10 protein-coding genes are annotated in these 12272 nt (G+C 51.0%); 1 reads left to right on the plus strand and 9 read right to left on the minus strand.

Annotation, left to right across the window (positions count from 1 at the left end; genetic code table 11):
- Positions 1-79 precede the first annotated feature (79 nt).
- The 9 genes from EKM91_RS09430 to rpiA all read right to left on the minus strand — a co-directional run bounded on the left by EKM91_RS09430 (position 80) and on the right by rpiA (position 11823).
- Positions 80-1516, minus strand: coding sequence for an APC family permease (locus EKM91_RS09430; RefSeq protein ID WP_125753240.1), 1437 nt, complete (start codon positions 1514-1516; stop codon positions 80-82).
- Positions 1517-1702: 186 nt separating this feature from the next.
- On the minus strand, positions 1703-2995 hold the full coding sequence (gene sstT / locus EKM91_RS09435) for a serine/threonine transporter SstT (RefSeq protein ID WP_125753243.1): 1293 nt from the start codon (positions 2993-2995) through the stop codon (positions 1703-1705).
- Between the two features lie 257 nt (positions 2996-3252).
- Entirely contained in the window at positions 3253-4506 is a 1254-nt protein-coding gene (sstT, locus tag EKM91_RS09440; protein WP_125753246.1) for a serine/threonine transporter SstT, read from the minus strand.
- A gap of 176 nt (positions 4507-4682) precedes the next feature.
- Positions 4683-6305 (minus strand): peptide ABC transporter substrate-binding protein, encoded by a 1623-nt coding sequence (locus tag EKM91_RS09445; protein ID WP_125753250.1) that lies wholly within the window; start codon positions 6303-6305, stop codon positions 4683-4685.
- 182 nt (positions 6306-6487) lie between these two features.
- A complete protein-coding gene (locus EKM91_RS09450; RefSeq protein WP_125753254.1) occupies positions 6488-7717 on the minus strand; it encodes an MFS transporter in 1230 nt (409 codons plus the stop codon).
- A 71-nt stretch (positions 7718-7788) separates the two neighbouring features.
- The gene (locus EKM91_RS09455; protein WP_125753257.1) at positions 7789-8760 is read right to left on the minus strand and encodes a bile acid:sodium symporter family protein; all 972 of its coding nucleotides are present in this window, start codon (positions 8758-8760) and stop codon (positions 7789-7791) included.
- A 32-nt stretch (positions 8761-8792) separates the two neighbouring features.
- Positions 8793-9113, minus strand: coding sequence for a metal-sulfur cluster assembly factor (locus EKM91_RS09460; protein WP_379896424.1), 321 nt, complete (start codon positions 9111-9113; stop codon positions 8793-8795).
- A gap of 12 nt (positions 9114-9125) precedes the next feature.
- Complete coding sequence (gene ilvD, locus EKM91_RS09465; protein WP_125753263.1) at positions 9126-10880, minus strand: dihydroxy-acid dehydratase; 1755 nt, start codon at positions 10878-10880, stop codon at positions 9126-9128.
- Positions 10881-11121: 241 nt separating this feature from the next.
- Entirely contained in the window at positions 11122-11823 is a 702-nt protein-coding gene (gene rpiA, locus EKM91_RS09470; protein WP_379896421.1) for a ribose-5-phosphate isomerase RpiA, read from the minus strand.
- A gap of 186 nt (positions 11824-12009) precedes the next feature.
- On the opposite strand from rpiA, the gene EKM91_RS09475 reads away from it, so the two are divergent.
- Positions 12010-12272: helix-turn-helix domain-containing protein (locus tag EKM91_RS09475; protein WP_164508524.1), on the plus strand; the 263-nt coding region annotated here is incomplete at its 3' end.

Consider the following 12272-nt stretch of genomic DNA (forward strand, 5'->3'; position numbering starts at 1 on the left):
CAAAAAATTAAAACATGATGAGTTTATACGGAAAGTGCAAGGAATCCGATAGTTTGGCACAATGGCCAATTGTAGTATACTACTTTTTCCGTTCTAATACCGAATGATGCATGCCATATGCGAGATAAACGATCAGCCCAATCACAAACCAAACGCCAGAATACAGTTTTGCTTGAATATCTAAGCCTAAAAAGACGATCAAAGCGCCAAGAAACGCTAAAGCCGGCATCACCGGGTAAAATGGCATCTTAAACGCCGGGTCAATGATATCTTTGCCTTCACGCGGCCGCAAGCGATAAACACCTAAACTGACGAACATGAAGGCGATCAAGGTGCCTGCAGAAATCAGCTGCGACAAGAAGTCGAAGGGGAAAAACGCCCCGATCACGACGCCGATCACCGCCAACAACAGCAACGCATTGTTCGGCAAGCCTTGGTCTTTGGTCAGCTTGCCTAAAGGTTTCGGCAGCATCCCATCACGGCCAAAACTGTATAACAAGCGGCTGCCGGCCATCATCATGCCGATCAGTGCGGTAAACATCCCGATCACCGCCACGCCTTCGATCACCGTCGCTGCCAGCTTGTGGCCTGAATGCCGCAATGCCCAACCGACAGGCTCTGCGTTGCCAGCATAGTCGGCATAATGAAACATCCCGACTAACACCAACGAAACCGCCATAAATAAGATTACCGCAATGATCAAGCTGCCAATGATCCCTCGCGGCATGGTTTTTTCCGGGTCTTTGGCTTCAGCTGAATTGGCTGCGATCGAATCAAAGCCGATATATGCTAAGAAAATCGTGCTCATCCCGGCATAGATCCCTTTCCAGCCGCCAAACGCCGTGCCATCAGGATTGACATGATAAGCCGGAATAAACGGCGTGTAATTTTCCCAGTGGATCGCGGTCAAGCCGATCGCGATAAACGCTAAGATCGCCAGCACCTTCAACACCACCAAGATATTTTCCACGCGGGCGGCTTCACTGACCCCGCGCGACAATAACACCGCCACTAAGATGATCGCGATCGTGGCGATCAGATCCATCACCCCGCCATTGTGGCCAAAAGGATTGGCCAAGGCCCTAGGCACCACCAGCCCAAAACTCGCCAATAAGCCCCGCAAGTTAGCCGATAGCCCGGAAGCCACAAAGGCCACCGCGATAAAATATTCCGCCAATAGCGCCCAACCGGCGATCCAGCCAAATACTTCCCCAAAAACAACGTTGATCCAAGAATAAGCCGAGCCGGCAAATGGCATTGCCGCCGACATTTCCGCATAAGCAAATGCCACTAATCCGGCTACGATCGCCGCGCCTAAGCACGACAACGCCACTGCTGGGCCGGCATGATCGGCTGCGACCACGCCTGGAAGAGTAAAGATCGTGGTAGAAACAATGGTCCCGACGCCTAAAGCCAAGAAGTCGCGAACCTTTAAGACCCGCGGTAAATGCGAGTCTTTATCCTCATAAACACTAGGGTCTTCTTTTTGCGTCATCCGTTTGAAAAGCGCGCGCATCGTCGTCCTCCTATGTAAGTATTAATGATAATTAAGAAAATGAGAAACACCCTAAATATTTTGCCGTTTATTCTTAGGCTTGTCAACCGCAAAACTGACCGTGTCGCCAGCCCCTTGACCCAAACAAATAGGGCGAACCGATCACTCGGTTCGCCCTTAGGAGTTATTACTTATTAAGATAAAAGCTTAAGCTTCTGCGTTTACTGGTGCTTCAACCGTCCGCGAGGATTCTTTGTGGTTGGCTTTGCGCACAGCGCCGCGAATATCCACTTTTTGACCGGTTTGCTTTTGGACATCATGATACTCCGCTGCTGCCGCAAACAATAAGTCAGACGCAGAATTGACCGCCGTTTCCACAGAGTCTTGGATCACGCCGATAATGAACCCGATCCCAACGACTTGCATGGCAATGTCATTGGAGATCCCAAAAATCGATGCCGCCATCGGGATGATCAACAAAGACCCGCCGGCGATCCCAGAAGCCCCAGTTGCGGCTAAAGCAGTCAAGACACATAAGATGATCGCCAAGAAGAAAGACACATGGATCCCTAACGTGGAGCACGCCGCCAAGGTCATCACTGATACGGTGATCGCCGCGCCGCCGGAATTAGCCGACCCGCCTAAGGTAATGGAAACCGCATAAGATTCCTTATTCAATCCCAAGTCTTCGCAAGCTTGCAAGTTGATCGGGATGTTCACCGCAGAACTGCGGGTGAAAAATGCCGGGATCCCAGAAACCTTCAAAGTCCACAAGGTCAATGGATACGGATTTTGCCCGGTCATCACAAACACCATCAATGGATATAAGACTAAATATACCGCCGCCATCGTCCCGACTAACAACAAGACCAATTGCCCATACTTAGCCACGCTGGCAAACCCAGTTTCAGAAATCGAGGTGTACACTAACCCGGCGATCCCAAATGGGGCAAACTCGATCACTAACTGCGCCACATGAATGATCGCATTGGAAACATCGGTGAGCACGGTGCGGGTTTGCTTAGATGCCAACCGTAAAGCAAAGCCAATCAACAACGCCCAAAACAAGATGGACAAGTAATTCGCATTGACGATCGCATCCAGCGGGTTCCCCACCGCATTGACCAAGAGATCTTCAATGACTTTTCCTAAGCTTTTGGGAGCGGAAGCAGCTACCTTCACGCTCTTAGGAAAGGCCAGTTTCAATGGGAACAGCCAAGAGGCCGCCACTGCAGCAAACGCAGACAATAACGTTGCTGACAAATACAACTTGATGACAGAGCCAAAGTGGTTCTCGCCGCCTTCATGAAACGCTGAAATCGCCGCCATGATCAAGAAGAACACCATCACTGGGGCGATCCCTTTTAAAGCGCCGACAAATAATTGCCCTAAGATCCCAATAAATGCGGCTTTAGGAAAGACTATGGCCAACACCGCGCCAACCACTAACCCGATGATGATCCGCAAAATCAAGCTGACCGAACGATACTTCGCAAACATAAGCAACTCCTCCTAGATAAATCCGCGCCTACTCCCCTAGAACGAGGCGCGACTTTTAAGTTGATGTGATATATAGTACACGATTTTAGAACACTTGTCTACGCTTTTTGCACAATAAAATTAACTTTTTCTAAGATTACGGTGGTGCCGCTTTCATCAAGTCGTCATTTTAGCCGGCGCGCGCCGCCTTTGCGCACCAAAAAACGGCAATGCCGCAACCCCCTAGGGGCGCCACATTGCCGTTTGTTTGAGACTGCCTATTCTTTGACTCTGGCTGCTTTGACTGCCGCATGGATATCGACCGGCTTGCCGGCTTTTTTCAAATCATGATACTCTGCAGTCGCGGTGAACAACAAATCAGAAGCCGAGTTGACCGCGGTTTCAACGGAGTCTTGGATCACGCCGATAATAAAGCCGATCCCGACGACTTGCATCGCGATATCATTGGAGATCCCAAACAAGCTGGCCGCCATCGGAATGATCAATAACGATCCGCCAGCAATGCCAGAAACCCCCGTAGAAGCTAAAGCGGTCAAAAAGCACAAGATCAAAGCCAGCGGGAAGCTGACGTGAATGCCTAAGGTAAAACACGTCGCCAAGGTCATCACCGAAATCGTGATCGCCGCACCGCCGGAATTGGCCGAGCCGCCTAAAGGAATCGACACCGCATAAGACGCTTTGTTTAAGCCCAGATCTTCACACGCTTGCAAGTTGATCGGAATGTTCACGGCGCCGCTGCGCGTGAAAAACGCCGGGATGCCAGAAACTTTTAACGTCCAAAACGTCAGCGGATATGGGTTTTGCCCGGTCATCAACCACGCCATCAGCGGATAAACCACCAAATAGACAAATGCCATCGTCCCGACTAACAAGATCACCAGCTGTGCATATTTCGCTACCCCATCAAACCCAGTTTCACTGATCGTCGAAAACATCAACCCAACGATCCCTACTGGCGCCAATTCGATCACCAGCTGCGCCACAGCCGTGACAGCTTGCGACACGTCAGCGATCACCGCCCGCGTCTGTTTGCTGGTCATCCGCAAGGCAAACCCGATCATCAAAGCCCAAAACAAGATGGACAAGTAATTGGCTTGGCTGATCGCTTGCACCGGATTGCCCACCGCATTGACCAACAGATCAGAGATCACTTTGCCTAAGCCTTTAGGCGCAGCCGAAGCGTCGACTTTGACACTTTGGGGAAAGACCAAATGGACCTTGAACAAGAAGCTGGCCACCACTGCAGTCACCGCCGACAAAAACGTGGCGGTCAAATATAAGATCACGACGGTGCCGAAATGATTTTCAGTGCCTTGCTCATATTTTGAAATCGCACTGGCAATGATGAAAAACACCATCACTGGGGCGATCCCTTTCAAGGCGCCAACAAATAATTGCCCTAAGATCGCGATGAATGACCATGATGGCACCAACACCCCTAAGATCGTGCCGACAATGATGCCGATCACGATCCGCAAGATCAAACTGACGCTGCGATAGCGATTAAACATAGCCATTCCTCCTGACCGTTTTTTTGATTAACATTGCTCTATGATACTAGAAAATGAGGAAAAAGGCGAGGAAACACATCGATTTGTCATTTTTTGCCAACCTTTTATCGGACAGCAAAACCGGCGTGCGACTCCTCATCACACGCCGGTTGATGCCAATGTCAAAAGCGGTGTCGCTAACGCAACTCAGCGCCGACAAAATTATACATATTCGCCGGGCTATAAGTCAGCTTCGTCATTCGGCTGGCGACCAAATGCGCTTCGACGGTTTGATACAACGGCACCACTGCCATTTGCTGCGTCAACAGGGTTTGGGCTTGCAAGAGGTCTTGATAGCGCTGCTCGACGTTGGCGGCATCAGTGGTTTTAGCTTGTTGGATCAACCGGTCATATTGACTGTTTTGCCACCGGCTGAAGTTATAATCATTGTCTGCTGTATACAGATCCAAAAACGTCAGCGGATCCGGAAAATCTGCTTGCCAACTTGAGATCACCAATTGCGTATCGCCAGCCAGCGACCGTGCCACCCGGGTCTTAAACGGCACAGAAACGATCGTCACCTTGAACCCTGGCAACCGCTCTAACGCCGCTTGCAAATACTCGGCGCTTTGCTTGGCTTGGGCGGTGTCATCACTCATCAGCTCGACTGCCAGTTGGGTTTTGCCTACCGCACGCAAGCCTTCTTTCCACAAGCGCTTGGCACGGGTCAGATCATAAGTGGTTTGATCCAAGGTCGGCTGGGCGGCTTGCGTGGCAAAGTCCTTGCCAGATTTAGGGTCTTGCGCCAAGCCCTCCGCCGTTAAGGTATGCGCGACCAGTGAGCCATCGCCTAAGACCTTACCGACAAACGTCTGGCGATCGATCGCCAGGCTCAACGCTTGGCGCAATTTCACGTTTTTAAACGCCGGGACTTGTTGCTCGTTCATATCCAAAAATGTTGTCCGGCCTTGCTTGAGGGCCTGATAATGCTTGTTGTGGCGTTCTTTTTGCGCCGTTGTGCCATATAATTGCGCATCGTCGAGCTTACCGGTATTAAATAAGGATAAAGCCGCGTTGGCATCTTTGACCACCTGCACATTGATGCGGTGGATCTTGACGGCCTTAGCATTCCAGTAATGCGCATTTTTGACCTCATACCAGGAATTATTGGTGCCATGCCACCCTTTGAGCGTGTACGGCCCATTGTTGACGATGTAGCGCGCTTGGCTGCCATATTGCTTGCCATAGCGCTCCACTGCTTTTTGATTCAATGGGTAAAACACTGGATTGACCATCATCGTATTAAAATACGGCACCGCATGCGCCAAGGTCACCTTTAAGGTATGTGCATCCAGCGCTTGGACCCCAAGCGTTTGCGGCGCAGCTTGTTTGGCCATGATCTGATTGGCGTTTTTGATCCCGGCAAACAAATACGCATTTTCAGACTGGGTGGCTGGGGTGACAGCACGGCGCCACGCGTAGACAAAATCACTAGCCACCACCGGCTCGCCATTAGACCATTGAGACTGCCGCAAATGATAAGTATAACTCAGCCCATCAGCGCTTGGTTTGGCCACACTGCTGGCCAAGGCAGGTTCAAGCTGATTGCCTTGGTAGCGGTATAACCCTTCCATCGTATCCACCATCGTTTGCCCTGAGATCGCATCCACGATTCGAGCAGGGTCTTGGGTTTGGATCACTTCTTTGACCATCCGTGACCAGGTCGTTGGCGATTTTGCTGCTGGCGCGTGAGTCTGGCGACTACATGCCGCTAAGCCCATCACCAGCAATACGATGATGCCGATGCCTTTTTTTATCATCTAAATCCCCCCCTGGCGTCTTTGGGTAAGGGTAACAAAAAAAAGGACGCAAATCAAAGGCCCTTCATCACCGCTGCTGGTAAAATCAGCGCTTGCGCCACAAAAAGCGCCCATCGGCCACGATTTTAAGCCCAAATCGTGGTCCATGAGCGTTATTGTGGGTCAACAAAGCGTGGCCCCCATCATTCTGCGCGTTGCACGGCTGGCACTTGATCTTTGGTCCGCCAAACTTGGCGCGTGGCTGGGAATAAGATCAACACATTGAGGCCTTCAAGGATCGCCGTCATGGTAAACACTGAGCGGTAGTTGAACATGCTGGCCACGATCGAGCCCATCATCGGCCCGCTAACACTGCCCATCGCTTGAAACGACTGGTTGTAACTAAAGATGCGGCCAAACCCGGACTTAGGCACATACAGCGTCATCAGCGCTTGGATCGCTGGCAACAGCGCGGCATCAGAGACCCCTAACAACATCCGCAACGCGCCTAATTGCCAGACGTTGTGGATGAAGCTCATCGGGATGAAGCAAAAAACCGCCATCACTAAACCGCCTAACAACACTTTTTCCGGACCGACGCGATCGCTTAATGCACCTAATATCGGTGATGCGATCAGCGTGACGATCCCCGGCAAACTCGAGATCACCCCGCTGACAAAGGCGACTTGACCAGGATTTTTGACCATTGAATCGATCAACAAACTGATAAATGAGGTTATCGACATATTGGCCGCTTGGATCACCATCGTGGTGATGAACAGCCCCCAAACTAAGTAAGGATACCGCATTTGCTTAAAGACTTGCTTAGTCGGGACCATCGCTGCTTTAGAAACCGGTTGAAAGTCTTCGTGCACAAACAGCAATGTGAGGATAAACACCACCAGCATCATTGCCCCGGTCACTAAAAACGAACTGCGATACCCAAACGCTCCGGCTAAGATCCCGCCTAACAATGGGCCTAACAGCGTGCCGACGACGTTGCCTGTCGCTAAAGTCCCCATGGCTTTGCCAGAACACTGGGCTGGCACGCTGGCGGCGATGATCGCGTTGGCGTTGTTGATATATCCGGAAAAGCAGCCTTGGATCGCGCGCAACACGATCAGTACCCAAATATTAGGCACCAGCCCGCACAAGGTGATCGTGAAGGTCATCCCCAAGCTGGCCCGCAAACACATGGGCTTGCGGCCGTATTGGTCGGCTAAGCGGCCCCAAAAAGGCGAAACGATCGCTTTAGCCAAAAAGGTGATCGCAAACGCGGTGCCGCTCACCAAGTTCAACTCCCATTTACCAAAATGCCCCAGCGTTTGAATAAACAAAGGCAAAAATGGCATCGTCATCGAAAAACCCATCCCGGTCATGAAATTACCGAACCATAAATACACCAAGTTCGTTTGCCAGCGCTCACGTTTCATCGAATCACCTCACTTATCAACTCATCATGACACAAACGAGGCGCGCCCATGGCCCGCCTCGCGTGTAACGCTTAATGTACCGCTGCTGTTCCAACTTGTGCGGTTGCGGCTTTCTTTTCGGAATGTCCACGCCACCAGCTGGATAAAACAGAACCAGAGATATTATGCCAGATACTGAAGATCGTGGATGGGATCGCTGCCGCCGGGGCAAAATATGCCATGGCTAAAGTCGCCCCAAGACTGGAATCTTGCATCCCCACTTCGAAGGTGATCGCCTTGCGTTGTGGTTCTTTCAAACGGATCAAGAAGGAGAACCCTAAGCCCAAAGCATAGCCAGACAGGTTGTGCAGCATAACGACTGGGATCACCAGTGCAGTGGCTGCGGTGAATAAGTTGGCATGGTTAGCCGAAACAACGGCGCCGATGATCAATAAGATCGCAACTTGAGAGATCAGCGGTAAGGCCCGGGTGACCATGTCTACTTGCTTGCGGAACAAGGTGTGGATCACGACCCCTAAGATGATCGGGACTAACACGATTTTAACGGTGCTTAAAAACAGGGACTGGGTTGGGATCGGCACATACTTGCCAGCATATAACAGCAGCAAGCCTGGTAAAGCCAGCGGTGCTAATAACGTTGACAACGTTTCGATCGACACATCCAAGGCCACATCGCCACCGGCTAAGTAAGCCATCACAGAACTAGAGGTCCCGCTTGGGCAAGAACCCACCAAGATGACCCCAGCGGCGGTCGCGCCTTGCAGATGGAAGATCGCACATAATGCCACCGCGATCAGCGGCATGATCACATAATGCGCGACGGTCCCTAAAATAACCGGTAATGGGCGCTTCAAGATGCGGGCAAAATCTTCACCCCGCAAGGTCAGCCCCATCCCGAACAAGATGATCCCCAACAGATATGAGGTATTCGGGACGACCCAAGTACTTGTTTGTGGGACAAAATAGTTAAATGCGGCCCACACGATCACCACGACCGTAAACCAACGACTAAGCCATTTACCAAATGCTTCTACTTTTTCCATATGTTTCGCCTCTTATTGTGTCTAATCATTACCTACCCGTGATACCGCAATGCCATACGCGCATAGCGGCTCATTTTTGCGGGCGTCCAAGCGGGCGTCCAGACAAGCTTGATGGTGACTGCCGTGACTTCCGGTTCTTTTTCTAAAGCCGACTCGATCATGTTTTGCAAGACTTGCGTGATCGGGCAGCCCATTGTCGTTAACGTCATCGTGACCGTCACCACGCCGTCTGCCATTGCCAACCCATAAATCAGCCCCAAATTGACCAGATCCACCCCTAATTCAGGATCGATCACGCCAGTCAAATCTGTTAACAGCCGATCTTGCAAAGGCGTTGTCGTCTCAGTCGCCATCGCCATCATCTCCTATTGCGCGTCATCTTCTTTGCCGAACAGCTCATCAGCACCTAACATGACGCCGCCAGTATTAGCCGAGGTCACAAGATATTGATACCGCGCCAGATACCCAAAGCGGACCTTTGGCTTAAACGGCTTCAATTCCTTGCGCCGCTTGGCAAACTCAGCTTCTGATACCGCCACATTCAGCGTCCGGTTAGTCAAGTCGATGGTGATCTTATCCCCATCATGGATCAGCGCGATCTCACCGCCAGAAGCGGCTTCAGGTGACACATGGCCAACACAGATCCCATGTGTCGCCCCGGAAAAGCGGCCGTCCGTGATCAACGCAACGCTGCGGCCTAAGCCGCGGCCAATAATATCACTCGTCGGGTTGAGCATTTCTGGCATTCCCGGACCGCCTTTAGGCCCTTCATAGCGGATGACAACCACGTCTCCGGCTTTCACAGTGCCGTTATCAATGCCTTCGACGGCGTCATCATGTGAATCAAAGCAAACCGCTGTACCGGTAAATTCATGGATATCGTCATCGACACCAGCCACTTTGATGACCGAGCCGTCTTTAGCAATATTCCCAAATAATACAGACAGCCCGCCTTCTGGTGAATACGCATTATCGATCGTGCGGATCACTTCTGGATTTTTGGTATGCGCCCCAGCCACGTTTTCACGTAAGGTCTTGCCGGTGTTCGTCAAGCGGTCAGGATGCAAGATCCCGCCTTTTTCGATCAATTCGTTCAAAATCGCTGGGATCCCACCTGCTTCGTGGACTTCTTCCATGGTATAAGCAGAACTTGGGGCGATCTTAGCGATATGTGGGGTCTTCTTAGCGATCTTATTGATATCTTCTTCGCTATAAGCGATCCCAGCTTCATGCGCGATCGCCAAACCATGCAAGACCGTATTGGTCGAGCCGCCCATGGCCATGTCCAAAGCAAACGCATCATCGATGGCTTCTTTGGTCACGATATCGCGCGGCTTGATGTCATGCTGCACGTTGTACATTACCTGCCGAGCAGCCTTGCGGACCAGCTCCCGACGTTCTTTTGAAGTGGCTAAAGCCGTGCCATTATATGGCAATGCCAGCCCCAGTGCTTCCATCAGCGAATTCATGGAATTGGCCGTGTACATCCCGGCACAAGAGCCGCATGACGGACAAGCGTTGCGTTCCAATTCTAAGAAGTCTTCTTTGCTCATCTTCCCGTCTTTAAACGCCCCGACGGCTTCAAACACGGTTGAAAGCGTCGCTGCTTTCCCATTGGGATCCACGCCGGCTTTCATTGGACCGCCGGAAACAAAGGTGCAAGGCACGTTGGTCCGCAAGCTGGCCATGATCATGCCTGGCGTGATCTTGTCACAGTTTGGCATGTATAACACGCCGTCGAACCAATGGGCATTGATCACCGTTTCGGCTGAATCGGCAATGATCTCGCGACTCGGCAAGGAATAACGCATGCCAATGTGCCCCATGGCGATCCCATCATCGACCCCGATCGTGTTGAATTCAAACGGAATGCCGCCAGCCTTGCGGATCTCTTCTTTGGCGATATCTGCCAACTCGCGCAAATGCACGTGGCCTGGCACAATTTCAATATACGAATTACAAATCGCGATAAACGGTTTCTTCATGTCTTCAGGGTTTTTAACTTTCCCTGTGGCATATAACAAGCTGCGCCCTGGTGCCCGGTCGACCCCAACCGTGATTTCATCACTGCGCTTTTGCATATCTTCACCGCTGACAGTAAAGTTCAACGTGTCACTCATTAACGATCACCCTCCGTTGCCAAATAGTTTCGTGCGCCGACGTTTGCGGCGTCGATTTAATTAGTAGGCTATCATCAAATTTTAATATGTCAATCAGTTTCGTTTAATTTTCTAGAAAAATCTGACAAATTCCGTAAAATTAAGTCGTTTTCACGTGTATTTTGCACAAGTTAAGTGACAATTAACCCAAAAAAGTCCCCCTCAAGCCATTTGAGGGGGACAGATTCTCATTTTAAGTCAACTAACGTACCCAATGCTCGATCGTGCCTTTACTGGTCGCGATCAATACTTCATCGGCAATGTTCAAAAACAACCCGTGTTCAACAACGCCCACCGTCTGGTCTAAGTAAGCGGCTAGGCCTGCTGGGATCGGCAATGGGTCAACATGCAAATCGATGATCCAATTCCCATAATGGGTCGTCAAGCGGCTGCCATCCGCTTTGAGCCGAAATTCTGGTTTTAAGCCCGCTGCCGCAAATTTGGCAAAAGTTTGTTTGGCGCTGACCGGCAAGACTTCTACTGGCAGTGGAAAACCACCTAAGCGCGTGACGATCTTTGATTCATCCACGATCCATAAATTCTTCTTTGAGTTGATCGCCACATTTTTTTCAAGCGTATGTGCGGCCCCGCCGCCTTTGATCCCGTTAAGCTGATGATCAACGCGATCAGCCCCATCGATCGTCAAATCGACTTGATCGATATCGGCTAATTCAGAAACCACAAACCCATTGGCCTCTAATTGCTTTTGACTGCGCGAGCTCGTCGTCACCAACGCCTTCAAGTTTAAGGGGGTTTGCTGGTTGCGTGCCGCGAGGGCATCGATAAAATAAGCGACTGTCGAGCCGGTCCCGACGCCTAATACAGTATGTGGTTGGACCATTGCAGCCGCTTGTTGTGCCGCTTGTTGCTTGAGTTCATCTTGTGTCGGCATGTCATCCTCCATGATCGCGTCTTAATTACAACAACTCTAATTTTACGGCTTGACTACTGCAGGTTCAATATAATCGTGGCAAGAATCCCCCGATTTCAATCGGGGGAGGAATGCAAGTTGGCGGGTACCGCCAAAAATGTAGCTTGACACGGGAACGTGTGTTTGGCATATTACTTTTACCATGACGGAGGTGACAATATGCCTAGGCCCAAAACAGTGACGATGGCACAACTCCCGTATCACTTCGGCGTTCGCCTGCGTGTCTACCCATCGACTGAACAGAAACGCTTGATCAAACGCAACAGCGATGCCAGTCGCTTTATTTATAATGAGCTGGTGGCGATGGATCGTGAGCTTTACGCTTTGCGGCAAGTGCACTGCCCAATTATGCTTGTGCAGCAACGAATTGCCACCTTGGTCGCCAGATTGAAGCGTCCCGCTGCCAGCATTGCCAATCTCCA

This window comes from Lacticaseibacillus baoqingensis (assembly GCF_003946165.1).
Classification (GTDB): Bacteria; Bacillota; Bacilli; order Lactobacillales; family Lactobacillaceae; genus Lacticaseibacillus; species Lacticaseibacillus baoqingensis.

Bases quoted from the DNA above. Each gene is read 5' to 3' on its own strand.
- EKM91_RS09430 (WP_125753240.1), bottom strand. From the start codon at position 1,516: ATGCGCGCGCTTTTCAAACGGATGACGCAAAAAGAAGACCCTAGTGTT.
- sstT (WP_125753243.1), bottom strand. From the start codon at position 2,995: ATGTTTGCGAAGTATCGTTCGGTCAGCTTGATTTTGCGGATCATCATC.
- sstT (WP_125753246.1), bottom strand. From the start codon at position 4,506: ATGTTTAATCGCTATCGCAGCGTCAGTTTGATCTTGCGGATCGTGATC.
- EKM91_RS09445 (WP_125753250.1), bottom strand. From the start codon at position 6,305: ATGATAAAAAAAGGCATCGGCATCATCGTATTGCTGGTGATGGGCTTA.
- EKM91_RS09450 (WP_125753254.1), bottom strand. From the start codon at position 7,717: ATGAAACGTGAGCGCTGGCAAACGAACTTGGTGTATTTATGGTTCGGT.
- EKM91_RS09455 (WP_125753257.1), bottom strand. From the start codon at position 8,760: ATGGAAAAAGTAGAAGCATTTGGTAAATGGCTTAGTCGTTGGTTTACG.
- EKM91_RS09460 (WP_379896424.1), bottom strand. From the start codon at position 9,113: ATGGCGACTGAGACGACAACGCCTTTGCAAGATCGGCTGTTAACAGAT.
- ilvD (WP_125753263.1), bottom strand. From the start codon at position 10,880: ATGAGTGACACGTTGAACTTTACTGTCAGCGGTGAAGATATGCAAAAG.
- rpiA (WP_379896421.1), bottom strand. From the start codon at position 11,823: ATGGAGGATGACATGCCGACACAAGATGAACTCAAGCAACAAGCGGCA.